Consider the following 23,688-nt stretch of genomic DNA (forward strand, 5'->3'; position numbering starts at 1 on the left):
CGGGTGGAGGCGGGATGGATCTCATCGAACTGGACAACGTCGAGAAGGTCTTCGACGTACGCCGCAAGAAGGGCTTGCTGCGCAGGGAGAAACGGCAGGTCAGGGCGGTCGACGGGATCAGCTTCACGATTCCGCGCGGTGAGGTGGTCGGTTGCATCGGCCCCAACGGGGCGGGCAAGTCCACCACCATCAAGATGCTCACCGGCATCCTCACCCCCAGCGGCGGCCGGCTGCGGGTCGCGGGCATCGACCCGGCGCGGGAGCGCACCCGGCTCGCCTCCCGGATCGGGGTGGTCTTCGGACAGCGCACGACGCTGTGGTGGGACCTGCCGCTGAAGGACTCCTACCGGCTGATGCACCGCATGTACCGCATCCCGGACGCCCGGTTCGCGGCGAACCTGGCGCGGTGCGTGGAGCTGCTGGACCTCGCCGAGCTGCTCGACGTTCCGGTACGGCAGCTCTCGCTCGGGCAGCGGATGCGGGGCGACATCGCGGCGGCGCTGCTGCACGACCCCGAGGTGCTGTACCTGGACGAGCCGACGATCGGACTCGATGTCGTCTCCAAGTCCAAGGTCCGCCAGTTCCTGCGGGACCTGAACGCGGAGCTGGGCACGACGGTGCTGCTGACCACCCACGACCTGACCGACATCGAGCAGCTCTGCAAGCGGGTGATGGTCATCGACCACGGGCGGCTGATGTACGACGGGGCGCTCGCCGGGCTGCACGAGGTGGGGGAGAGCGAGCGGACGCTGGTGGTGGACCTGGAGCGGGAACTCCCGCCCCTGGTCACGCGGTTGGCGCGGGTGGTGAAGGTGGAGGGCCCGCGGCAGTGGCTCGCCTTCCCGGCGTCCGTTTCGGCGGCCCCGCTGGTGGCCGAACTGGCCGCCGCGTACCCCTTGTTGGACCTGTCGGTGCGCGAGCCGGACATCGAGGCGGTGATCGCGAAGATGTACGCGGGCGGGGCGGACGGGGCGCGGGGAGCACGGCTAACCTGACCGGTATGACGAGTGCTGGGGACCACCACCTGCCCGAACTGCGTTCCGAACTGCGGGCTTCCGACGCCGACCGCGAGCGGGTGGCCGAGGTGCTGCGCGAGGCCGTCGCCGAGGGGCGGCTCGACATGGAGGAGTTCGACGAGCGTCTCGGCGCGGCGTACACGTCCCGTACGCAGGGGGAGCTGCAGGTGCTCGTACGGGACCTGCCGGCCGCCGCCGGGACGGCGCCGATGGTGCTTCCCGGGGAGCGGGGGGACGCCTCCCCGGCGTCCTGGGCCTCGCGGATCGGGGTTCCGGCGACCTCGAAGGGGGCGTTCGCCTTCTGGGGCGGCTTCAAGCGGTGGGGGCAGTGGAGCGTGCCGCGGGTCTTCACCTCCTTCGCGATGTGGGGCGGCGGGGAGATCGACCTGCGCGAGGCGCGGTTCGCGGAGCGCGAGGTGACGATCCGGTGCGTCACGATCATGGGCGGCATCGTGGTGAAGGTCCCCAACGACCTGCACGTGGAGGTGCGGGGCGTCGGCATCATGGGCGGCTTCGACGACAAGGCCACGGGCGAGGGCACACCGGGCTCCCCGCGCGTGACGGTGACGGGCTTCGCCCTGATGGGCGGCGTGGGCGTCGAACGCAAGCTCCGCCGCGCGGAGAAGGAGAGGCTGCGGGGGGAGCGCCGCAAGGAACTCTGACGGGGGTTCGCTGCCGCGGAGGCCGGGAGGGCTGCCGACGGCACCCCCCTCCCGGCCTCGGGCTCCCCACCCCGCCCCTCCTGGGCCAACGCAGCCGCCCTCGCCCCGTCCCCTTGGCCCCCTTGGCCTCCTTGGGCGACGGGCCGCCCCAAGGGGGCGAGGGGGGTCCCCTGCTCAAGCGAAGCCGAGAGCTTGGGGGAGGGCGGGCAAGGGGGCGGCCCCTCCCGCTCCCCGCTCACCGGGTGCCGCCCCCGCCCCAGCGCCTGTGCCGGGTACGCTCCTCCGCCAAGGCCCGGACCCCCGCTCCGATACCGGACGCGTCAGCCCCGCCCGGCTCGGACAGAGAGGCCCCGGACCCTTCCCCAAGCTCTCGACTCCGTCCGAGCAGGGGAGACCCCGTCCTTTCCCTGAAGCGCTCGCCGCACGGCCGCCTCCGGTTCCCGTGCAGGAGCGTCGTGGCTGGGCGCGCAGTTCCCCGCGCCCCCGGCGGGGCGCATCGCCGGACAGGAGCCGTGCAGGAGCGTCGTGGCTCAGCGCGCAGTTCTCCGCGCCCCTGAACGGGGCTCCGCCCCCGGGCGGCCCCGGGCCGGGAGGTCAGGAACGTAGCGGCGAAGCCTCCGGGCGGCCCGCCCGCAGGGTCCGCCAGTCCAGCGTCAGCCCCATCCGCCGATACCCCGCGTCGCTCGGATGCAGATGGTCCCCCGAGTCGTACACCGCCGCCATCCGCACCCCCTCGGCCCCCTCCCCCCGCACCGCCCGGTCGAAGTCGACCACCGCGTCGAAGACCCGCCCCGCGCGGATCTCCGCGTTCACCGCGCCCCGTACCGCCTCCCGCTCCCAGGTCCACGCCGGATGCCCGCCGAAGGGCAGCAGCGTTCCGCCGATCACCCGCTGCCCCCGCGCGTGCCCCTGCCGCACCAGTTCCCGCAGCCCGGCCACGATCCGTCCCGCGTCCCGCTCGTGCGGCGGCGCGATGATGTCGTTGATCCCCAGCAGCACCACCACCGCCTTCACTCCCGGCCGGCCCGCCGCGTCCGCCTCGAAGCGGGACAGGCCCCGCGGGCCCCGGCCGTCCGTCAGGAGCCGGTTGCCGCTGATGCCCTGGTTGAGGACGCCGTAACGCGGCGCCCCCGGCTCCGCCCGCAGCCGGTCCGCGAAGACGTCCGGCCAGCGGCGGTTCGCGTCCACCGTCGACGTCATGCCGTCCGTGATCGAGTCGCCGAACATCACCACCGCCCCTTCGGCGTCCGCGTTCAGCACGTCCACGCCGGTCAGGTAGCGCCAGTTGTTCGTCCGCGTCCGGTACCCGGCGCCGGACACGTCCTCGGTGTGGTCGCCCAGCGCGCTGTACCCGGTCTGCTGGGCGTGCGGGTGGTACGTCACCGAGCCGCTCGGCTGCGGCGAGTAGGTCGTCACCAGCAGGTCCCCGTCGTACGGCACCCGGAGCGCCGTCCGGTCGCCGACCACGCTCCCGCCCGCCGGGACGGTCACGGACGGCTTCCCCCCGAAGGTGACCTGCCGCATGGTCCCCGGCGCGGCCGCCGGAGCGCCCTGCTGGGCGGCCACGGCCACCGAGGCGTGCGATATGAGGAGCGGCCGGTCCCCGAAGCGGTTCGAGAGGGTGATGCGGGCACTGGTGCCCCCGATGCTGGTGTGCACCACATTGCGTACGGAATGACCGGCCAGCCCTCCCGCGGTCCGCGGTTCGGGGCCCACCGGGGAGGCCGCCCACGTCCCGATCCACCGCTCGGAGCCGGCGGGCACCGACCCGGCCCCGCCGTGCTGCCCGGCGCGCGCGGAGCCGTCGCCGACGAGACCGGTGAGGGCGAAGATGCCGCAGGAGATGAGCACGACCACTGCCGCCAGAGCGGCCAGCAGGGTGTAACCGTGGCGCCGGGTCATGCTGGTGGGCACTCCTCGTATCGCTGTCCGTACGTTCGTGATCTCCGCACGGTTCGTGCGGTTCGTGCGGGATCGTCCGAGCACCATGATGCGGTACGCCGACGAGGACCGGGAGGTCGGGAACTCGGCGCGCGTTCCGGGAGTAGGACAGGTAAGGACGGTACGGGGGAGTCTTCGGGTACGGAGGTCTCCCTCCGCCCCGCGGGGCCGCGCCCCGCGCGTACGCGGGCCGGGACACGGGAACCGGAAGCAGGACGGCAACGGGCCGGGACGGCGAAGGGCGACGGACGAAGCGCATGGACGAACGCAACGACAACGGGCGGACGGAGCCCGCACGGGCACCGGGGAGCGGCGCTTCCCGGACCGACGGGCCTGCCCACGCCACCCCGCCCGCCGCTCCGCCCCCCACTCCCCGCCAACCCTTCGCGTTCAGCGAGGCGGACGCGGAGAAGCAGCGGGGCGTACGCCGCATGAAGGCGACGGCGACGGGTCTGCTGCTCTTCGTCGCCCTGGTCTACGTCCTGGCCAAATGGGCGCAGCACAGCGGGCTCGGCGGCTGGGCGGGCTACGTCGCGGCGGCGGCGGAGGCGGGGATGGTGGGCGCGATGGCGGACTGGTTCGCCGTCACGGCGCTCTTCAAGCACCCGCTCGGCATCCCCATCCCGCACACCGCGATCATCCCCACCAAGAAGGACCAGTTGGGGGTGTCCCTCGCGGACTTCGTCGGCGAGAACTTCCTCTCCGAGGACGTCATCCGCGCCCGCCTCGCCCCCCTCGACCTGGGCGGCCGGCTGGGCGCCTGGCTGGCCGACCCGGCGCACGCCGACCGGGTCACCGAGGAACTCGCCACGGCGCTGCGCGGGGCCCTCACCGTCCTGCGCGACTCCGACGTGCAGGCGGTCGTGGGCGAGGCCATCACCCGCCGCGCGGAATCGGCCGAGATCGCCCCGGGCCTGGGCAAGGCCCTGGACAAGGTCGTCGCCGACGGCGCCCACCACCGCGCCGTGGACCTGATCTGCACCCGCGCCCACGACTGGCTCGTCGAGCACGGCGACTCGGTCATGGACGCGGTCCAGGGCGGCGCCCCCGGCTGGACCCCGCGCTTCGTGGACCGCAAGATCGGCGACCGCGTCTACCGCGAACTGCTGCGTTTCGTCACCGAGATCCGCGACATGCCCACCCACCCGGCCCGCGGCGCCATCGACCGCTTCCTCGCCGACTTCGCCACGGACCTGCAGTCGGACTCCGAGACCCGCGCCCGCACCGAACGCCTGAAGTCCGACATCCTCAACCGCCCCGAAGTCCAGGACGTGATCGCGTCCGCCTGGTCCGCCGTCCGCGCGATGATCATCGCCGCCGCCGACGACGACCGCTCGGAACTGCGCCTGCGCGTCCGCGCCTCCCTCATCTCGCTGGGCACCCGCCTGGCCACGGACGACCGCCTGCAACGCAAACTCGAAGGCTGGGTCGAAGGCGCGGCGGTCTACGTCATCACCACCTACCGCTCCGAGATCACGTCCCTCATCACCGACACCGTCGCGGGCTGGGACGCGACCCACACCTCCCGCAAGATCGAGGCGCACATCGGCCGCGACCTGCAGTTCATCCGTATCAACGGAACGGTGGTCGGCGCGCTGGTGGGGCTGGTGATCTACACGGTCTCCAAGGCCTTCGGAGCCTGACCCCGCCGCCGGCGGGGCCGGGCCGGGCGCCCCTTGCTCACAACCGGGCGCCCCTTACTCACAGCACCGACGGCCCCGGGTCGCGGCCCACGAAGCGACGGCGACCCCGCCCGCCACCGCGAACACGGAGGGCCACGCCCCGACCTTCTTCGCCAGCGGATGCGACCCGGCGAACCCGGCGACGTACAGCCCCGTCAGCCCGGCCGCGACCTTCCCCCCGGCCTCCTGCTGCCACTGCCGCGCGGCCACGGCCCCCGCCGCCGCCAGGGCCACACCCCCGAGCGGCCGCTTCTTCGTCCACCGGGCCACCCCGTACCCACCGACGAGCCCGGTGGCGGCGACGAGGGATGCGGGCACCTTGACCATGACTTCTGCCTCCAGCTGTGACGCGAATGTGTACTGCGAGGCTATCGACCACTCTCCTGGCTCGGTTCGGCACATGCACCGCCGCGTCATCCGCTGCGGAGCGCGACGAGCGGACGCGGAATTGGTTACGCACAGTCACTCTTAGTGGTGGTTGGAGCGGGTGCGACGAACCGGGGACCGGCCGTTCGGAGTCATGTCGGGCCAGTGATCCAAACGAGCTGGGGAGTCTCATGCAGATCTTCAATGCCGCCCGATTCAACGCCACCCGATTCAAGACCGTCGCGGTGCTCACCGCCGCCCTCAGCTTCACCGCACCCGCCGTGCCGGCCGAAGCCTCAGCGGCCGGGTCAACCGCGGTGAACACCTTCACGTACACGGTCGGGGGAGCGGCTGTGAAGGTGCCGACGGGGTGTTTCTTCACGCACATCATCAAGGGGAGCGGCAAGCGGATCGAGTACCAGAATGCAGGCGTGGACTGCGGTTTCGTGGCTGCGCTCGGACCCGGTTTCTGCAACTGGCGTATTGATTTCACGTACGTGGACACCAACAACAGGACCTACAAGACGTCCAGGGGCAAGACGCACCCCGAGTGCAAGATTGACCCCATGAGGAACAACTCGCCCCAGACGCTCCCGCGTTACGGCAAGTCGTGCACGCACCTCTACGTCAATGGAGTTCGCCGCTCCAGCCAGTGCCACTACATCAAGAAGTAGGCGACGCATCGTGAAGCTGAAGCAATCGCAAGAGCGCCGTCACCTGCTCATGGGTGTCGGCTTCGGAGTCGGCCTGTTGGCCTCACTCGCCTTCTTCGCTTTCGCTCCCGGACTTCCCCACGTGATCGACGGTGGTGCACTGTTGGTGTCCGCCGGGGTGGGGGCATTGTCCGCGTGGGCGTGCGGGCGGCGGTTCGGAGCAGGGGACTGACCCGTACGTGCGCGAGACGGGACGGCGTTGCAAGCGGGTGCGCCACCCGGCGCACCCGCACAGAACGTCGACTTCACTCGAGTTCTACCGCTCGCAGGCGACCCCGTCGCCGTCGCGGTCGAGGTGGGCGCCGAAGCCCGGCTGGCCCGTGCGGATCGGGGCGGCGCCGGCGGCGCGTACGGCGGCGCAGTTCTTGTAGGTGAAGCCGGTGCCGGTGCCGCCGGAAGTCTTCTTGGGCGTACCGGCCGCGCCGGACCCGTCCGTCGTCCGGGCGGGCTTCCTGAGGGGCTTCTTGGTGGGCTTCTGGGCGGGCTTCTTCGCGGAGGAGGGCGCGGGGGTGTTCATGGTGACGCGTACGACGGCCGTGCCCTCGACGGGCTTGGCGCCGACGGGCTTGCCCTTGAACTCCTTGACCTTCACCTCGTACATGAAGTCGTCCTCGCCCACATAGGCGGCGGACGGCGTGTACGTGACGCGGGTGCCGTCGACGACGGCGGACCCGTGCCGGGGCTTGCTGTGCAGGGTGAGCTCGTACCCGGACTCGTCCACAGCGCCGAGGAAGGGCGCGGCGGGCGTGCCGGCCGGGGAGAGGGTGTCGTTCTTGAGCACGTCGACGACGACCTTCTTGCCGCCCTCGGTGTCGTCGGCGTCGTCGACGAGCTGCATCCAGGGCGGCCCGGCCTTCGCCGCCTGCGCGACGACACCGTCACTGGTGCCCGCGGTGGGCTTCGCGGCGCCCGCGTCCTTCTCGCAGGCGACCAGGGCTGAGGCCATGCCCATGACAGCTCCACCGACGACCACGGACCGCCGAAGGGCGGCACCTCTCACCCACTGCATGTGCCCCCCAGGGCATTCGATCCGGAACGCGGTATTCGTCCGGAGGTTCGAAAGCGAATCAAGAGGCTGATGATGACAGTGTGACGGGGGCGCGGGCAGGGCCGGGGCGGCTCAATGACCGAAAGTCGCCGCTCGAAACCCTCAAAAAGGACACTCAGCCTCTTCGCTCTCCCCTCCCGACCGCGCTCCCGCGGCCCCGGCGGCACGATTTCTCGCCACCGGGGCCGCGAGACCGACGGGCCACCGGGACGTGCGGGACCTTCAGGGCCTGCACACGGCCCACGGGGGCCATGAAACCTACGTGGCCCGCGTCGGGCCGACCCCGCCGGTACTACTACTCGCAGCCGACCCCGTCCCCGTCGCGGTCGAGGTGACGCCCGTACCCGGGGTCGCCGCGCCGGATGGGCGCGGCGCCGGCGGCCCGCACGGCGGAGCAGTTCTTGTACGAGACACTCCCGCCGCCCCCGGACCCGCTGCCGCCGGAAGCCGACCCGCCGCCGGAAGCGGACCCGCTTCCGCCACCGGACCCACTCCCGCCACCGGACCCGGTCCTCCCCTCATTGGCCTCACAGCCGACCCCGTCCCCGTCCCGGTCGAGGTGCGGCCCGTACCCGGCCTGCCCCTCCCGGATCGGCGCGGCACCGGCCGCCCGTACGGCGGAACAGTTCTTGTAGGACGCCTTCACCGGCGGCTTCTTGGGCTTGGCGGGAGTCTTGACCGGTGCGGGTTTGGCCGCGGCCACCTGCAACCGCACGACCGCCGTCCCGCTCACGTCCTCGGCGCCGCCCGCACCGTCGACGGTGACCTTGTACGTGAACTCGTCCTCGCCGCCGAACCCCGCCTGCGGCGTGTACGTGAAGCTGCTCCCGCCGGCCCCGACCACGGCGGTCCCGACCTTGGGCGCGACCTCCACCGCCAGCGTGAACTTCCCCTTCCCCACCGCTTCCTTGAAGGCCTCGGCGGCACCGCCCGCCGCCTTGAAGGTGTCGTTCACCAGCACATCCACGACCACCGGCCGGACACTCTTCACGCTCGCGGTGTCGTCCACGGCCCCGACCACCCCGGCAGCGGCCGCGGACGCGGTCTTGCTGGGCGACGGCGTCGCCGTCACGCTCCCCGTCGCCGTCGGCGTGGACACACCCCCCACCGGCTTCGCGTCGACCGCACTGCCACCCCCGCACCCGGCCAGGGTCACCGCCGCCACGACGGCGACGGCACCCCCCACCGCTCCACGCTGCCGCACCCCACCTGCGCGTATCCCGAACAACATGAGCCCCCCAAGGCATCAGAAACAACCGAGACGCCGATGATGACAGTGGTGTGGAGGCCATGTGCCCACACTGTGAACACTTGGCTTGAAGCAGCCGTTTATGGCGGCCTCTGCGCGGAAGCCCGCTGTCTCAACATCCTCAGGAAGAAGGCCCATTGCCTCGGAGTGCTGCGGTGAACTGAAGTCAGGGGCCATCGGTGCAGCTAACCGGAGCCCTCAGCCGCTCTGCCAACCAGCTCGCTGTTCCTAGCTCCTGCGGCTTCTGGGCATTCAGTGCCCGCGCCTACGCTGCACGAGAGATCTGAACCAGCCAAGAATCGCGCAAGTCCCGGCCACCGCCAGGACCCGGTGTCAAGAGCCGGACCATCGGCCGCGGGTCCGGTTCGGCCGGCAGTTCCTGCCTGCTCACACGCATGATGATGAGTCCACTGCACCTACGAGGCGCTGGACCTGGCGCACACGTACTTGGAGGCCGGCGCCGCGTAGCGATTCCGGCGAGCGGGCTGCGCGCGTCACTCGGCGTCCTCACCCAGGTGTGCGAGGAGCGCGTTGCGGTCTGCCGTGTCCATGCCCCAGAAGCCTGTCTCTTCGGCTGGATCAGCCAGTTCCTGCACTGAAGGATCATCGAGGATCTGCCCCATGAACTCCAGCTTGCGGCTGAGACGTTCATGGACACGGTCATCGATCGTCCTGGCAGCAGTCAGCACGGTGATGTGGGTGTGCGTGTCCGGGCTGAGGCCGAGACGGTGAATCCTGTCGAGGCTCTGGAGGAATCTTCCGGCAGAGAAGTCACGGTCCACGTAGATGGCGTCGTGGCATTCGTGATGGAGGCTGATGCCTTCACCGAGCGTGGCAGGGTTCGACAGCAGCACAGTGCAGTCGGGATCAGTGCGGAAACGATGAATCTGCTCATCGCGGTCCAGGGTCCCGCCATGGACCATGGCGGGCTGGAAATCGTGCAGGGCGCTCTTCAAGGTGGTGAGATTGCGGATGAAAGTGGACCAGACGAGGGTTTTTCTCCCTTGGCGGCTGTTCTCCGTTACCAGGTCGAGAACCGCCTTGTATTTCGGAGACAGCTCGTAGTGAGGAAGGTTGCGCAGCAGCTCCCGCAGTGAGGAGTCCACTGGAGTGCGGAACTCAGAGGTCAAAACCGTTACCGGCTCATACCGGTCCGTTCTGTCATCCAGCAGAGCAGGGTTCGTACTGGCCATCATGAGGTAAGACAAGACTTTGCCAAGCCGGGCAAACTCCTCCTGGTCCGGGCTCTCCAGCTCCAGACCCTTTTTCTGCAAGGCCCTGTACACCCGGCGGTGGGCGGGCGGGAGTTCCACGGAAAGCCGTTTGACGTCCAGCGGAGGAAGGCCGAGCTCCTTCTTCGTGGTCCGGGTGAACAGCGGCCTGAGCACCTTGCTCGCGTGGGCTAGGTCGCCGCCGGCCATCGCCCGGTCTACCGCACGGCGGCCGTGTCCGGGCCAGACGAAGGAGAGCAGGCTCTCCAAGTCCTTGGCACCATTGGGGGCGGGTGTGCCGGTGAGGATCAGCCGGTGGCGGGCCAGGGGGCCGAGTGCCATGCAGGTGGCACCGAAGGTTCCCCTGATGCCGAGCTTCATCCGGTGCGCCTCGTCCAGCACCATGAGGGCCGGCGCCGCACTCAGCCAGTCCGCCAATTCGGTCTGGTACCGGTAGAGCCGCTCGTAATTCACCAGCAGGACGTCCACGGCCTCTTCCGGGCGGCGTTCGAAGACCTGTACTTCCAGTGGTGACGTGAAGCAATGGCCGCTCTCTTCACGCCACGCCTCATAAGCGGATTTGGGACTGACGACGAGTAGCCGCTTCACCTTGCCCGCGTGCCGGAGGGCCGCGAAGACGGCCATGCTGGCACGGGTCTTGCCGGCGCCTGGCACACTGAAGTTCGCCCCGTGTGTCAGGGACAGCAGCCTGGCGATATCACGCTTCTGGAAACCGGTCAGCGGGGCCCTCCAGTCAGGCCCCAGTCGTATCGGCACCTCTTCCGGAGAGAGTTCCCCGGCTACCGCCTCGCCCTGGGTGCCCGCGGCCAGCCGCGATTCGACCGCGCTCGCGTCTCGTACGGAGCCTTCTGCCAGCGCCCGCAGATCCGCGTCAAAGCTCACTCCAGCCGGGTCGTACCAGGTGGCGAGCAGGGGGAGCTGGGCGAGGAAGTCCTCCAGACCGACCTCCGCTGTGTACCTTCCCCGCTGGCTGCCGGTGCCGTACCGGGCGCTCAGCCGGACCAGGTGTCCATGGTCGACGGGTTCCGCGCGCAGGAGCACCTTGGTGCGGGTCGGGTCGAAGCCGATCCGCAGCGAGGGCTGCCCGGCCCCGGTCACGCCTCGTATCCGCTCGCCTTGAGCAGCCACGTCATGCCCTCATCCCGAGAGGACACACCGCGGTGCGCCGACCTGGCGAGTTTGGCCAGGCTGTCCTTGAGCCGGACGAGCGCGGCGTCAAACGCTTCCTCGTCCAGGCTGCTGGCGGAGAAGGCCACGGTGAGGTCGCTGACGCACTGGTCAACGGAGGCGCGCGCGTCGTCGAGCCGTTCGGCGGCGGTCTGCTGCACCTTCTTGAGCCGGTCGTCGCGGGCAGCGGCGTCCAGCGCGCGCCGCACTCCCTTGCTTACGTCGGCGACCACCTTCTGCGCCTCCTGGCGGGTTTCCGCCGGGACGGCGCGGGCCGTGGCCAGGGCCTTCGCCTGCAGAACCTGATCGGTGACGGCACGCGCTTGAGCCACAGAGCCTGAGGGGGCGGATACGGACACACTGAGTCCTGGAATGCCGATGGTTCCGGAACCCTCAGGAGCCGTCCTGATGTTCTGAGGCAGGGATTTTTCCAGATACTTGCTGTGGAACTGGTCGCCGATCAGGCGGGTCTGAGTCTTCGCGAAATCCAGAATGATCGCGACGATTCGATTCTCTTTGATCTGATCAGCGAGATCCTGGTTGCTCGCAGCGGCCTTGGAGTAGATCCGATGCAGTTCCTTCAGGTTTTCCTGGTGCCCTTCGAAATCAGAAAACGCGAGCTGAACTCCTTCGCCCGTCCTGCTGCGCCCGATCATGTCCTGGATTACTCCGAGGATCCAGCGTTCCTGGTAGAAGGTCTTCTTCTGGATATGGAAAGACCGGGCGATGTCCTCCGCTGAACGCCCCATCAGTTCCTGCTCCTCCATCGCGAGCAGCCGGTTGATGTAGGAGTACTCCCTGCGCCGGTCGGGCCTCAGCTGGAGGGAGAGCTCCACCTCGTTGATGTCCTCCCAGGTGAAGGAGGGCGGAAGGACACCGACCCGGATGGAAGTCTTCTTCAGCTCCCTGAGGGCGGCTGCTCGCGTGTTTCCGTTGACCAGGATTCCAGCATGGGTGATCAGTCCCGGCTCCTGCTGTTCCACTTCCCTCAGGCTGTCCATGAGGGCCACGAACTCAGGGTCCGGTTCATCCGGGTTGGTTGGCTTCCCGACGAGCAGACGGTTCAGGTAGTCCTGGCTCTCATCCAGCCAGGGCTCGGCTTCCAGGCGTGCGGCCAGCGCCGGGTCGTGGTCGCGCTGGGCCCGGATGCGGTGGGTCGCCGGGTTGTAGTACAGGTCACGCAGCGGCATGTCGATGACGCCGACGTGCAAGGGCCGGCCATGCCACTCGACAGTCACCGTCTCCTTGGGGCCGTCCCCTTCCATGACGTCCTTGAGCCGCCTCGCTACGAACTCCGTGTTCTGGGCGGCCCTGGGCGGGAGGACGAACTTCAGCATCTGCACTTCTCCTTGGTATCCCGTCCGAGACTGGCGCCGGCCGGGGTGGGTCTCCGCCGGTCGTCCACAAGCTGGACTAGGCCTTGTTCACAGCATCCCGGACGGCTTTCCGGGATTCCGCCGGCAGGGTGCGGTACTCGCCCCAAAGGCGTTCCATCAAGCTGAAATCCCTGCGGTCGGCCGCCAGCCACTGGGCGAAGTGCTCACGCTCGATGCCGCCCATCTGTTCCATTCTCCCGATCAGCCCGGCCAGGTCCGCCGTGTGCCCCCGGCCGCCGACCCGGCAGCGCCGGCACTCGGTGACCATCTCGGTCACCACGCTTCCGCCGGGCTTCAGTACGTCGCGTCGCGCCACGTCGAGCTGGGCGGTCTCCGGGCTTCCGTCATACGGCTCGCCGGCCGCGATCCCGCAGACGCGGCACAGGTGGTCGTCGGCATCGAAGATCTCGCGGCGCTGCGTGCCCGTGATCGCGGCGGCCGGCGTCTTCGCTCTCGCCTGTCCCGGCTTCCAGACCTCGGCGCCCATGGAGACGAAGCGGTGCTCCTTGGAGGTCAGCGTGGGGTCCTCCCGGCTGGTGGCGATGACCCACCCCCGGTCACGCAGATCCCGCATGCGGCGGTCGATCTGCGACGTTTCGGGAAAGGCCTCCCGGAGGTCGGTCTTGGTGAAGACCTCGCCCTCGCCCACCTCGCTGACGAGCCACAGGGCGCACCGGATCATGGTGCCCCGCTTTGTGTCCTGCCACGAGGGAATCTCCTGAGAAGTCACGCTCTGTCCTTCCGTGGTGCTGGGATCCACTGGTGCTGGGGTCCTGGGCGGCTGCCGTCCATTGGAAGGGGAGAGGCGAAGGAAAAGCAAGTTTTTAGCTGTCCTTCTCGGATAAATGCAAACATGTCGCCCGAGGTGCTCTAAATGAAACCGCCCTAAATGAAAACCCCAGGGCTAATTGCAAACAGGATGGATGAAGTTTTCTGGAGTCCAGGCTTGCGCTTGCCCGCTCAGGGCGGGCGACAATGGTCGCTATTCGTTCTGCGTCTGCGTAAGGGGTGCTTGTGGCTGTGCAGGGGGATGTTGACGACGTCTGCGGGGAGGAAGGCGGGGCGGACCGCAGACGGTTCGCGGACGCTCTGCGTGACCTGTATGCGGCGATGCCGGGCGACAAGCAGGTGGCGTGCGCGAAGCGCTGGGGCATTCCGACCAGCACTTTGTCCCTTTATCTGACGGGTCAGCGGGTGCCGCGCCGTGCCCGTCTCCAGCAGATTGTCCGGTGCGCTGCCGAGGCGAGCCAGGGGGAACTGCCTTTCGCGCTTTCCGAGATGGAACGCCTGCGCGCGGCAGCACACCGCCGCCCGCAGCGCGCGGCGGCCAAGGTGGACGTGAACGCTGCGACGGCCATCGGGCGGCAGACCGATGCTGGCACCGTTTCGGTACGCCGACCGGCAAGCGTTTCAGCGGGGGACCGGCAGGGCGGATTTTCACTTCCGTCGGCAGTGAGCGTGACGGTCCAGGAACTGCTCGCGGCGGAGGCGGCGGGGGAGCAGCGGCGCATGGTCGGCCTTATCTGGTCGGTCAGCAGGACAAAGGCTCCTGAGGAGCTGAGCGGGGTCATCGCGAGGCTCCACGCCCTGCGGCGGGAGGACCTCGCCGAAGAGGTGCTCCGCGGGGGCCGTGAGCGTTCCCAGGCCGACGCCCTGCGCCTCAGCCTCGCTCTCATCCGGCGCGGCCTCACCGCGCACGCCGAACTCGTCATGAGTGCCGCCGTGCCTGAGTCCACTGCCTGACCGCGTTCCGCCCCGCGGTTTGAGCCCATCCGCATTGCCCACAGACAGGGAGAGCACGTCATGGAGAACCCCGGCAAGCGTTCCGGCTGGCTGGAGACGACGACCCGCTACGAATGGGAGACCCCGGAGGAGCCCACCACATACGAGGGCGGCATGTGGTCCACCCAGCAGAAGATCACGATGACCATCACCCGCTGTGGCAGCGCTGACACCAAGCCGCCCGGAGAGGCCAGCTGACACCCCGCCCTGCATGCTCACGCGTCGCGTGATGGTATTTCTGTGCATCCCTGGGGCGGGTGTGCTGTCAGTGGAATGCTGGCAGCACACCCGCCACGGGGGTGTCCGGAGCTGGGCCGGCGTAGCGCACACTTAGAGGGCGTTGTCAGTGGGGCATGTCACCCTCTGTGAGGGCTGGTTGCAAGATGTGGCCGCCGCGCAAGTGTGTAAGGAGGGTGCATGTACAGCACTGAGAAGGAATTCACCTCGATCGAGATCTGCGCAGGTGCCGGCGGTCAGGCGATCGGACTGCACCAAGCCGGGTTCCGTCATCTCGCACTGGTGGAGATCGACCCCTATGCCGCGCGCACGCTGGCGGAGAACGTCAGGGTGCAGGACGGCTGGGAGTGGGAGAGAGCCCATTGCGATGTGCTGCCACCCACAGACGTCAAGGACTTCAAGCCCTCCCGGGATCTCCCCAAGAGCGGTGACGTGCTCGCGAACGAGGGACTCGACCTGCTGGCCGGCGGGGTGCCCTGCCCGCCGTTCTCCCATGCGGGAAAGCAGCTCGGCAGGGATGATGAGCGTGACCTCTTCCCGAGAATGCTTGAACTCGTGGAGGAGCTCAACCCGCGCGCGGTGATGATTGAGAACGTACGGGGGATCATGGATCCGAAGTTCTCCGATTACCGCGACTGGATTACCGCCCGCCTCCAAGGCGGCGATTACCGAGAAGAAGACGGCAGCGAGGCATCCGATCCGGGCCTCGGTTACACCGTCTGCAACTGGGGCGTGCTGGAGGCCAGCAACTTCGGTGTGCCGCAACTTCGGCCCCGCGCCATTCTGGTCGCGATCAGGGACGACGTACTCAAGGGCCTCACGTATCAGTGGCCGACTGCTACGCACACGGAACCCGTCAGCGTGGCCGACGCGCTTCGGGAAAGCATGCTGGAACGGTACGAGAAGTACTTCGGTGGCGTGCACGACGAAATCGCCCGCGCGAAGTACGCGCACTGGTACGAGCGGGCGAGCATCCGGCGCGATGAGCTGAAGGGCAAGGGCGGCGGTGTCGCTCCGACCCTGGTGGGTGGCTCGAAGAAGCACGGTGGAGCCGATCTGGGCCCCAGCCGGGCGAAGGCCGCGTGGAAGCAGCTGGGGGTATCAGGCCTGGGTGTGGCCAATGACATCGACCTCTGCCGCGACAAGGAGTCCCACGAGCGGGACCTTTTCGGGCCCGACGGCCCCATGCTCACCGTGCAGCAGGCCGCCATCATCCAGGGTTTCCCCAGCGGCTGGGTTTTCTCGGGCGGCAAGACCGCACAGTACCGGCAGGTCGGCAATGCCTTCCCGCCGCCCGTAGCGGCAGCGGTCGGCAAGTCGGTCATCGATGTGCTTCGCGCGGCCCGCAGGCGCGACGGGCACTAGGCCACAGCTCAGCCGCTGAGGTCCCGCTCGCGCGGCCGGTTCCGGCGTTCGCGGACCTCGGCGGCGATCTGGGCCGCGCAGACATCGGCTGGCTCATGTTCCCAGAAGCGGAGCACGAGCCAGCCGGCCTCCGTGAGCTGCGCGTTGGTGTCAGCGTCGCGCGACCTGTTGCGCGCCACCTTGCCGGACCAGTAACCGGAGTTGGACTTCGGCGGCACGTAGTGTTCCGGGCAGCCGTGCCAGTAGCAGCCGTCGATGAACACCGCGACCCGCACGGGCCGGAACACGAGGTCCGCGGTGCGCCGCAGGCCGGGCAGGGGCTTGGCCGAGACCCGGTAACGCAGGCCCTGGGCGTGGAGCAGCCGCCGGACCAGGAGTTCAGGCGTGGTGTCGCGGCTGCGGATCGCCTGCATGTTGCGGCGGCGTGCGGCCGACGTGGCCCATGACCCGGCGGGCGGCTCCCACTGTTCTTCAGACATGTACTCCGGGCCTCCCGTCAGGTATCCGGTTCGCAGGTCTTGCCCTGGCAGGCTATCCAATGCCTTCCGGGCCCGCCCACGGCGAGCGGAGGGACGCCTGCCGTCTACTTCGTGTGTTTCGGCAGCTCCGGTGCCACGCAGGGCTCGTCCTCCGGCATGGCCACCGCCCAGCGGCGGCCGTCCAGCACCGCGGCGGGGCGGGCCGTCGTCCCCGCGGAGATCTCTGTCACACGTACGCTGACGAACTCGCCTTCGCCGGGTACCGGCACGCCGAGACTCGCGGCGACCGCACGGTGACTGTCGTAGTCACCCATGATGAGGATGCCTTCTGGGCGCAGAGCCGAGCGGGCTCCACCGTTGCCCCTGACTCTCTTCATGTAGTCCTTCTGCTGTGCGACGGTGCGCACCACATTGCGGCCGATACGCCGGCCCTGGGCCCGGCGGAACAGCTCGTTGAGGCGGGTCTGGCCGGACTTCTGGGCGAAGACGGCTGCCCGGTCGACGGGATCGAGATGCAGAAGGACGTTCTCCGGGAGTTCCGCGTTGTGCCAGAGCCAGAGAATCTTGTTCCGGTGCTCAGCTTTCACCGTCAGCTTCTTGTCACGGTTGTTTCCCGTGTTGAGCCACCCCCGGTCTATGCGGAGAAGGCCCGCGCTCCAGCAGCTCCGGTAGTCGTCGGCCCAGACGAGCAGGCACAGGTGCCCTGCTGCCTCCGGTGGGATCATCCAGCCGCCGAAGGTCTGGGAGTATTTGCAGTCGACGTCGACACCGGCGATCCGGTAGTCCATCTCGGCGCCGTCGTCGAACCTGAACTCCCGCTGGAGGTTGATCTCCACGATCGTACCGGCGTGCGTCTTCTCGGTTTTGAAAAGGTCCTTCCAGTCGTAGCGGCCCGTGACTTCGCCGTTCAGCAACTGGTCGACCGTCTCCCGCAGGACGGCTGCGAAGCGCTGACCCGTGGGGTCGAGTTGCCTCAGGCGTGCGTAGACCGCCGCTAGTTCTGGGTCTTCCTGGAGGAAGACCTGTGAGCGCACGTTGACAGCGGCGGATATGTCTGGCTGGAGCACGGCGTGTTCCTGTCCGGGGTGTCGGCCTGGGAGCGGTGGCGAGGCTATGGGGCGATGGGCTAGTGCGAGCGCATCGCCCGGTAGCGGAGCAACTGGCGTTTGGAGTCGATCGCGGAGCGAGGAGACGTGACCGTGAAGGCCATGATGGTCTGAGTGGGGCTCACTGTGCCGCTGGAGGCGACTTCCTTGAGGGCTGCGTGCGTCGGCGCCTCGATCACTGGATAGAGCAGCACCACTCCGCGATGGGGGCCGACGGCGAGAGAGGAGCCTGCGGCCGGCCCGTGGCCTGCCGTGTCGGTCAACTGTTGTGCGTACATGCGGTGATCGGCGCTCGCGATGCGGTTGAAGGGCTTCTTGTCCTCGCGGGTACGGCGGTGCAGCGGGAGACGCTGGCCGTTCAGCTGTGCTTCGACGTGGAAGCTGCTGGTGAGGTGCGGGGTGATGACGAGCCAGTCGTCGACCCTCGCCAGTCTTCCGTCCAGCTGGGAAAGGTAGGTGAGGTGCGGGGCGAGGAACGCGCCTCCGTCCTCCCATTCCAAGGAGCCCAGCACTCCCAGGAGGCCGGCGTGCGAGACGACCGCGGCGGATGCCTGGAACGTGCGTGTCAAGGCGTCGGCGCCGGTGGGCAGAAGCCGGCAGACCGAGACCGGGCCGCTGAGGGCTTCGAGAACGGGGCGCCACCGCTCCGTGTTACGGCCGATGGCGGAGGTATCGCGGGGGTACACCCGCGGCTCGATCGGCTGGCCCGGAGAGCGGATCTCCAGCAGTTCGGCGTTGAACATCTTGTTGCGGGCGGAGGGTTTCATCAGCGGCAGGTGCTGGGAAACGAGAGGCGGAATCTGGTTGGGGGTGACCTGCGGCTTGCCGTCTACCAGGGCCGAGTAGCGGGCGAGCTCCGCGCGGAAGTCCTCCTCGTCCTGGCACACCGCCTCGAACGCCTCATAGAGGTCGACGGACTTGCTGCGGCCGAAGGACTCCTCGCGTCCGATGTACAGGCGTACCAAGTCCCGGTAGTTCGGGCGGAAGCCGAACCAGCGGCCCATCTGCATCAGGGTGTCCGCGGCCTGGGTGGTGCGGCGGTAGTAGGTGATGGTGAGGCCCTCGACGGTGAAGCCGCGGGAGAGTTTGGTGCCGCCGACCAGGATCTTCCAGACGTTCGGGGTGCGGTCGAAGTCCAGGTCGAGCTGGTCGAAGTAGCGGTCGGAGTCGCCGTTGACGACGACGACCGGGCGGCCGCCCGAGCCGATCAGCTGGCGGGCGCGGCTGATGTAGGGGCGGAGGTCGTCGTAGGAGGTGGGGGAGGGGAGTACGGGGGCGCGGGCCGCGGAGACCGGGGCGAAGTCGGTCTGCCAGAGGTGTGCGAGGCGGGTGTGGCCGGTGGGGGAGGTGTAGCCCGCCTCGTGCCACATGGTGTTCAGCCGCAGCGCGAGTTCGGCGTGGTCGTCCTGCTTGACGGATTCGTGGACCAGCATCGTGTGGTGGCGGAAGGGGGCTTCCGGGACGCCGTGGGCCGTGCGGAAGAGTTTGAGCGCGCCCGAGAGGACGAAGGCGTCCATGGCTTCCTGGAGACGGTCGTCGGTGCTGCCGTCCTCCGGGTCGTAGATGCCGCGTACGTGCGCCTTCTCCTGGGAGTCGGCGTACGTACGGTCCTCGAAGGGGACGGGGGAGTCCAGGTCGTGGAAGTCCTGGACTCCCATGTAGCCCTGCGGACGGGGGAGCGAGATCAGGAAGTCCGAGGGGAAGATGTCCTCGGCGTCGGCGGGGTCGACGAAGACGTTGGCGAAGGGGGTCGCCGTGTAGCCGACGTACTGGGCACGCGGGAGCAGCCCCAGGAGCTGGGAGAGCAGTCCGTTGATGGCGGTGCGATCCGTGCTGTCCTTCTGCCACTTCTTGGGGTCGGAGGTGTTGACGGATGCCTGGTCGGACTCGTCGTCGATGATCAGGGTAGGGATCTCGCCGAGGATGCTGTGGATCTGCTTGAGGTCCTTGACCAGTTTGGTGAGGACGGCCTTGTTCTTCTTCACGACCAGCACGCGGGCCGCGGCGTGATGCAGGTTGACGGGGTCGTACAGCGGGCGGTTGGTGTCGCGCTTCTCGTCGAAGGCGAGGGCCCGGATGCCCTGAGCCAGACGGACGTAGTCCTTGTCGCGTGTGGTGAGGCGTTCGATGTCGAAGGCGCCGAGCGTGGAGGGGCGGGCTCCGTGGCGTACGAAATGCGGCCAGTCGGCGTCGCCGTCGCCCACGTAGTCCACCCCGACCAGGGTGTCGACGTCCGCGGGGTCCGCGCCGCGCAGGATGTTCTCCTGGCCGATCAGTTCCATGTCGAGGCGGCGTTGGGTCTGGGCGCGCAGGAGGTTGAGGGTGCCGCCCAGGACGATGACGAGACGGTAGCCGGCGTCGATGGCCTTGGCGGTCACGCCGGTGAAGTTGGCGGTCTTGCCGGACTGTACGTAGCCGACGACGAGGCCCTTCGCCTGGCGGGCGGCCTCCTGCTCGGGGTCGCAGAGGCGTTCGACGACGGCGCGGCTCGCTTCGTCCAGGCTCGCCACGGCCTCGTCCGGCCAGCCCTTGGCGCGGAGCTTGCGCTCGTACGCCGTCCAGTAGAAGGAGCGTGCGGAGGCGCGTTCCGGGGTGTACCAGGGGATGTACTCGGCGGTGATCACCGTGGGGCTCTGCACGCGGGCGACCGGAGCGGCGCAGTCCAGCGCCTTGCGCAGGTCAGGGCCCAGACGCAGCCGGTCGTAGACGGCCGTGCGGCGCGCGTCGGTGTGCGGGGCGGTGTCCGGGGACCAGGCGGGGGACTCGGCGAAGTCCCAGGTGGTGAGGTGGCGTTTCCAGAGAGTCTTCAGTTCCTCGTCGCCCTGTGCGATGTGCTCGCGGAACGTCTCCTCGGAAAGATTCGCGTCCGGGTGGTCCTCGTCGGCGGCGAGCGCGGCCCAACGGGCGAACTGACGGGGCCCGTTGACCATGCCGGCGAGGGCGGAGGTGTGGATCTCCAGGAGTACGTGCGTCACGAGGTGGTCCTTGGCAGGAGAGGAGCGCGGGTCAGGAACGGGGTGCGCGGGTGAGGAGTGCGGGGTGCGCGTGAGGAGCGTGGGAGTGCGCGTGTGTGATGGCGCGGGGTGCGCGCGTGTGGAGCGTGGGGGTGCGCGTGCGGTGGCGCCGGTCAAGGGCGTCCCGGTCAGGAAGAGGCGCGGGCGCGCCGGTCCCGTTCGGCGCGCGCCGAGGTCAGCAGGATCGTGTTCCAGTAGTCGATCCGGTCCTGGCGGGCACGCTCCCAGCGGCCCAGGCCGAAGCAGTCCTCCAGGAGGAGGTAGAGAAGCGTCTTGAGCATGGGGGTGTCGTTGGAGCCGCCCCGGCGGCCGTCGGTGAAGTCCTCGCGGAAGGTCTTGTTGAGGAGGACCGCGTTGTTCTCGCGGTCCAGGTCGAAGAAGACGTCCTCGGGGAGCGCGGTCCAGGTGAACGCGATGGGCTCCTCGCCCGGCTTCTCCGGCAGCTCCTCCTTGATGACCCGCTTGATCTTCGGGTCCAGGCCCTTGCCCGGAGCCGTCACCGCCTTGCGTACGATCTCGGTCCGCTTCGCCCCGTCGCGGTACGCGTTCTCCGCGTCGGCGAGATACCCGTGGAACGTGACGCCGTTGGCGGCCTGCGCCTTGTCGAGGCCGAGGGTGAACGCGGGCGTGACCGTCACCCCCTCCTTCTTCACGTCCAGGCTGAAGACGTCATTGGACGGGGACGGCAGGTCCACCGCGATGCGGGCCAGCGCGAGGTGGCCTTCGGGGCTGCGCAACCCGTTCCACCCGCCCGCCTGGACGAGACGGTCGTTGCGGTAGAAGTAGAAACCCTGCCGCTCGTTGAGCGAGCCGACCTGACGGAAACCCGCCTGCTTGGACTTGGCCGGCCAGATGTGCGCCGTCAGGTCCACGTCCCCGACGCCCTCCACCGGGGCGGTGATGACCAGCGGGTACCCGGCCTTGCCCGGCACCTTGTAGCCGAACGGGTCCAGCGCCTCCACCGCGATGTGGTCCACCTCTTCGCCGAGCGAGCCCCGTACTCCGTCGGTGGCGCTCACGTCCCACACCGCGATGTCCAGCTTCAGGCCCTGCTGGAGGAAGCGGTGCAGGTAGAGACCGAGGTGGGTTTCCAGCCGGGCGATCGCCCTGGACAGGTACTGATCGCTCTGGCCGCGTGCGACCGTGTCGAAGTTGCTCACCCTGTCCCAGCGCACGACCGTGCCGTGCCACTCGATGATCCCGTCGTAACGGTCGATGAGGTCCTGCGCGTACCGCGGGTCAACGGTGTCGCAGCGGAAACCGTCCTCCATGCCCTCGGCGGTGAGCAGACGGCCCGCCGCGCGGCTGCGCCGGGTACGGCTGACGACGGTGAGCGAACCCGCCCGCGACAGGGACGCCGCCTTGAGGCCCGTCCCGTACATGCCGAGTGCTCCGTCGCCGTACTCACGGCGGCGGCCCACCGTCATCGCGGCGTCCAGCGACGCGTCGTCCATGCCGCGGCCGTTGTCGATGATGAGGAGCGTGAGGATGCGCTCGGCGTCGCGCAGGAAGTGCACGACGACCTTGTCCGCGCCCGCGTCGATCGAGTTGTCGATCAGGTCCGCGACGGCCACTTCGAATCCGTAACCCTGGCTGCGCAAGGCCTTGCCGTATCCGGCGTCGGGCGGCAGGTGGGTGCTGCCGGTGGTCGGGACGTCGTACTGCCAGTCGGCACCGGACTCGTAAGGCATGGCTTTTCCTCGCACACACAGGACATGGCCATGCGTGGGGGAGGCGGCCAGTCGGATCAGACAAAGCAAAAGATCATTGTGAAGCTACTGCAAAGACCTCCTGTGGGGCAGGAGGTCTTTGAGTTCTGTCCGAAAGGCCGGGGTTCAGACCGCTTCCGGCGTCCCGTGGCAGGTGCGGTAGGGGGATTTTGAGCCACACCAGCAGGGGGCGGTCGCCGTCGGGGGCCACGAAAGGGCGCGGCCGCGGGCGGCGAGGGTGGTGGCGTATTCGGCGAGGAGGGAGGGGGAGTCGGGGGAGGTGCGTTCGGAGGCGGCGAAGGCCTCGTAGGAGGGGATGGAGCCCGTGACGATGCCGAGGTTGGGGGTGCCGGCCGCGGCGAGTTCGCGGAGGGAGGACTCCAGGGCGGACAGGTGCTCGGTGTGCGTGGCGGGGTACTCGGCGGCCAGGGCGGGGTGGGCGGCCAGCAGCTCGGCGTACTCCGCGGCCGGCCAGTGCAGCAGGGCGACCGGGAAGGGGCGGGAGAGGGCGGCGCGGTAGGAGCCCAGTTCCGCCTGGAGGCGGGTGATCTCGGCGCGCAGTTCGGCGGGGTCGGAGGAGCCCAGGGCCCACAGCCGCTTCGGGTCGTGCAGCTCGTCCAGGGGGACCGGGCCCGGGTTGACCGTGTCCGCGAGCGCGTCCCAGCTGTCGTGCGCCTTGCCGAGCATCCGGCGTACGCGGTGGCGGCCCGTGAGGAGGGGGCGGGTGGAGTACGGGACCTCTTCGGCGGGGTCGACGAGGAGGGTGAGGGCGGTGGTGTACGCCTCGTGGGCCTGGGGGAGTTCGTCGTGGTTCTCCAGCGCCTCGGCCAGGACCACCCAGGGCTGGGGGGTGCGCGGGGCCGAGGCGCGGATGCCGTCGATGATCGCGCGGGCCTCGGCCTCGTGGCCGTACTCCCAGAGGTTGGCCGCCTTGAGGGCCTTGATGAGCGGCGTGCCCTCGGGGGAGGGCGCGGTGAGGAGCTGGTCGTAGAGGGTCGCGGCGCGGGCGCGGTCGCCGGCGAGCTCCAGGTGGGCCGCTGCTTGCAGGAGCAGGGGCTCCTGGTCCTCCGGGTACTGCGCCGCGGTGCGCAGCAGACGCTCGGCTTCGGTCGTGTGGTCGGCGGGCGAAGGCGTGTCGGGGCGCATGGGGGACACCGTACTGCGGTAGGGGGCGCGGGTGAGAGGGAGCTGCGCGGGCGGGTTCGGGGCGGGAGCGGGGGTGTGCATGCCGGGAGCGTTCCCCGGTGGGGAGGCGGCGGAACGTGGTTTTCGGGGTGGTGAGTTGCGGGGGCGGGGGCTATCTTGCGGGGCGGTTGTGGGGGCCCGTCCGGGTACGGGGGTGGGTTCGTGGACCGGCTCGTGCACGGGTGCGGGTTCGTGGACCGGTTCCCGTCCGTGCAAGGGTGCGGGTCCGTGGGCCGGTTCGCGTGCGGGTGCGCGGACGGGAGGGTCGGTGCCCCCGGTGACGGGCAGGGACCGCTCCCTGCGGAGGGGGCGGGCCGGTGCATCCGGTACGGGCCGGCCCGCCCCCTGCGGAGCCAGCG

At 69.3% G+C, this 23,688-nt stretch carries 19 protein-coding genes; 7 read left to right on the forward strand and 12 right to left on the reverse strand.

Features of this window, described 5'->3' with window-relative positions; translation table 11 throughout:
• The first annotated feature begins 14 nt into the window (after positions 1–14).
• Positions 15–995: an ATP-binding cassette domain-containing protein gene (locus tag ACIP93_RS22110; RefSeq protein ID WP_401761153.1), complete on the forward strand. Its 981-nt coding sequence runs from the start codon at positions 15–17 to the stop codon at positions 993–995.
• Between the two features lie 50 nt (positions 996–1,045).
• Positions 1,046–1,678: a DUF1707 domain-containing protein gene (locus ACIP93_RS22115; RefSeq protein ID WP_345226435.1), complete on the forward strand. Its 633-nt coding sequence runs from the start codon at positions 1,046–1,048 to the stop codon at positions 1,676–1,678.
• A 594-nt stretch (positions 1,679–2,272) separates the two neighbouring features.
• Here the strand turns inward: ACIP93_RS22115 and ACIP93_RS22120 are convergent.
• Positions 2,273–3,580, reverse strand: a complete 1,308-nt coding sequence (locus ACIP93_RS22120) for an SGNH/GDSL hydrolase family protein (RefSeq protein WP_401761155.1) — start codon at positions 3,578–3,580, stop codon at positions 2,273–2,275.
• Positions 3,581–3,876: 296 nt separating this feature from the next.
• Between ACIP93_RS22120 and ACIP93_RS22125 the strand changes: the two genes are divergently transcribed.
• Positions 3,877–5,262, forward strand: coding sequence for a DUF445 domain-containing protein (locus ACIP93_RS22125; protein WP_401761157.1), 1,386 nt, complete (start codon positions 3,877–3,879; stop codon positions 5,260–5,262).
• Between the two features lie 54 nt (positions 5,263–5,316).
• Here the strand turns inward: ACIP93_RS22125 and ACIP93_RS22130 are convergent, their stop codons facing one another.
• A complete protein-coding gene (locus ACIP93_RS22130; protein WP_345226436.1) occupies positions 5,317–5,628 on the reverse strand; it encodes a hypothetical protein in 312 nt (103 codons plus the stop codon).
• A 230-nt stretch (positions 5,629–5,858) separates the two neighbouring features.
• Here ACIP93_RS22130 and ACIP93_RS22135 point away from each other — a divergent pair, with 230 nt between their 5' ends.
• Positions 5,859–6,341, forward strand: coding sequence for a hypothetical protein (locus ACIP93_RS22135; RefSeq protein WP_401761158.1), 483 nt, complete (start codon positions 5,859–5,861; stop codon positions 6,339–6,341).
• Positions 6,342–6,636: 295 nt separating this feature from the next.
• Here the strand turns inward: ACIP93_RS22135 and ACIP93_RS22140 are convergent, their stop codons facing one another.
• The 5 genes from ACIP93_RS22140 to ACIP93_RS22160 all read right to left on the reverse strand — a co-directional run bounded on the left by ACIP93_RS22140 (position 6,637) and on the right by ACIP93_RS22160 (position 13,182).
• Positions 6,637–7,332, reverse strand: coding sequence for an excalibur calcium-binding domain-containing protein (locus ACIP93_RS22140; protein WP_401761160.1), 696 nt, complete (start codon positions 7,330–7,332; stop codon positions 6,637–6,639).
• 391 nt (positions 7,333–7,723) lie between these two features.
• On the reverse strand, positions 7,724–8,614 hold the full coding sequence (locus tag ACIP93_RS22145) for an excalibur calcium-binding domain-containing protein (RefSeq protein ID WP_401761161.1): 891 nt from the start codon (positions 8,612–8,614) through the stop codon (positions 7,724–7,726).
• A gap of 557 nt (positions 8,615–9,171) precedes the next feature.
• Entirely contained in the window at positions 9,172–11,007 is a 1,836-nt protein-coding gene (locus ACIP93_RS22150) for a DEAD/DEAH box helicase (protein ID WP_401761398.1), read from the reverse strand.
• Positions 11,004–12,413: a transcriptional regulator gene (locus ACIP93_RS22155; protein WP_401761163.1), complete on the reverse strand. Its 1,410-nt coding sequence runs from the start codon at positions 12,411–12,413 to the stop codon at positions 11,004–11,006. Before ACIP93_RS22155 ends, ACIP93_RS22150 begins: the two co-directional genes overlap by 4 nt.
• A gap of 76 nt (positions 12,414–12,489) precedes the next feature.
• On the reverse strand, positions 12,490–13,182 hold the full coding sequence (locus ACIP93_RS22160) for a hypothetical protein (RefSeq protein WP_401761165.1): 693 nt from the start codon (positions 13,180–13,182) through the stop codon (positions 12,490–12,492).
• Positions 13,183–13,466: 284 nt separating this feature from the next.
• On the opposite strand from ACIP93_RS22160, the gene ACIP93_RS22165 reads away from it, so the two are divergent.
• The 3 genes from ACIP93_RS22165 (at position 13,467) to ACIP93_RS22175 (ending at position 15,836) form a co-directional block, all read left to right on the forward strand.
• The gene (locus ACIP93_RS22165) at positions 13,467–14,195 is read left to right on the forward strand and encodes a hypothetical protein (protein WP_401761167.1); all 729 of its coding nucleotides are present in this window, start codon (positions 13,467–13,469) and stop codon (positions 14,193–14,195) included.
• 60 nt (positions 14,196–14,255) lie between these two features.
• Positions 14,256–14,432, forward strand: a complete 177-nt coding sequence (locus tag ACIP93_RS22170) for a hypothetical protein (RefSeq protein ID WP_401761168.1) — start codon at positions 14,256–14,258, stop codon at positions 14,430–14,432.
• 219 nt (positions 14,433–14,651) lie between these two features.
• Positions 14,652–15,836, forward strand: a complete 1,185-nt coding sequence (locus tag ACIP93_RS22175; protein ID WP_401761169.1) for a DNA cytosine methyltransferase — start codon at positions 14,652–14,654, stop codon at positions 15,834–15,836.
• 8 nt (positions 15,837–15,844) lie between these two features.
• On the opposite strand, the gene ACIP93_RS22180 is transcribed toward ACIP93_RS22175, so the two are convergent.
• The 5 genes from ACIP93_RS22180 to ACIP93_RS22200 form a co-directional block, all read right to left on the reverse strand.
• Positions 15,845–16,315: a very short patch repair endonuclease gene (locus ACIP93_RS22180; protein ID WP_401761171.1), complete on the reverse strand. Its 471-nt coding sequence runs from the start codon at positions 16,313–16,315 to the stop codon at positions 15,845–15,847.
• A gap of 104 nt (positions 16,316–16,419) precedes the next feature.
• Entirely contained in the window at positions 16,420–17,382 is a 963-nt protein-coding gene (locus ACIP93_RS22185; protein WP_401761173.1) for a NaeI family type II restriction endonuclease, read from the reverse strand.
• Positions 17,383–17,441: 59 nt separating this feature from the next.
• Positions 17,442–20,396, reverse strand: a complete 2,955-nt coding sequence (locus ACIP93_RS22190) for a Z1 domain-containing protein (protein ID WP_401761175.1) — start codon at positions 20,394–20,396, stop codon at positions 17,442–17,444.
• Positions 20,397–20,563: 167 nt separating this feature from the next.
• On the reverse strand, positions 20,564–22,126 hold the full coding sequence (locus ACIP93_RS22195; RefSeq protein ID WP_401761176.1) for an ATP-binding protein: 1,563 nt from the start codon (positions 22,124–22,126) through the stop codon (positions 20,564–20,566).
• A gap of 144 nt (positions 22,127–22,270) precedes the next feature.
• Entirely contained in the window at positions 22,271–23,290 is a 1,020-nt protein-coding gene (locus ACIP93_RS22200; protein ID WP_401761400.1) for an SEC-C metal-binding domain-containing protein, read from the reverse strand.
• Between the last annotated feature and the right edge of the window lie 398 nt (positions 23,291–23,688).

This window comes from Streptomyces sp. NPDC088745 (assembly GCF_044751045.1).
Classification (GTDB): domain Bacteria; phylum Actinomycetota; class Actinomycetes; order Streptomycetales; family Streptomycetaceae; genus Streptomyces; species Streptomyces cremeus.

Bases quoted from the DNA above. Each gene is read 5' to 3' on its own strand.
- ACIP93_RS22195 (WP_401761176.1), bottom strand. From the start codon at position 22,126: ATGCCTTACGAGTCCGGTGCCGACTGGCAGTACGACGTCCCGACCACC.
- ACIP93_RS22110 (WP_401761153.1), top strand. From the start codon at position 15: ATGGATCTCATCGAACTGGACAACGTCGAGAAGGTCTTCGACGTACGC.
- ACIP93_RS22125 (WP_401761157.1), top strand. From the start codon at position 3,877: ATGGACGAACGCAACGACAACGGGCGGACGGAGCCCGCACGGGCACCG.
- ACIP93_RS22120 (WP_401761155.1), bottom strand. From the start codon at position 3,580: ATGACCCGGCGCCACGGTTACACCCTGCTGGCCGCTCTGGCGGCAGTG.
- ACIP93_RS22200 (WP_401761400.1), bottom strand. From the start codon at position 23,290: ATGCGCCCCGACACGCCTTCGCCCGCCGACCACACGACCGAAGCCGAG.
- ACIP93_RS22180 (WP_401761171.1), bottom strand. From the start codon at position 16,315: ATGTCTGAAGAACAGTGGGAGCCGCCCGCCGGGTCATGGGCCACGTCG.
- ACIP93_RS22170 (WP_401761168.1), top strand. From the start codon at position 14,256: ATGGAGAACCCCGGCAAGCGTTCCGGCTGGCTGGAGACGACGACCCGC.
- ACIP93_RS22175 (WP_401761169.1), top strand. From the start codon at position 14,652: ATGTACAGCACTGAGAAGGAATTCACCTCGATCGAGATCTGCGCAGGT.
- ACIP93_RS22130 (WP_345226436.1), bottom strand. From the start codon at position 5,628: ATGGTCAAGGTGCCCGCATCCCTCGTCGCCGCCACCGGGCTCGTCGGT.
- ACIP93_RS22155 (WP_401761163.1), bottom strand. From the start codon at position 12,413: ATGCTGAAGTTCGTCCTCCCGCCCAGGGCCGCCCAGAACACGGAGTTC.
- ACIP93_RS22135 (WP_401761158.1), top strand. From the start codon at position 5,859: ATGCAGATCTTCAATGCCGCCCGATTCAACGCCACCCGATTCAAGACC.
- ACIP93_RS22140 (WP_401761160.1), bottom strand. From the start codon at position 7,332: ATGGGCATGGCCTCAGCCCTGGTCGCCTGCGAGAAGGACGCGGGCGCC.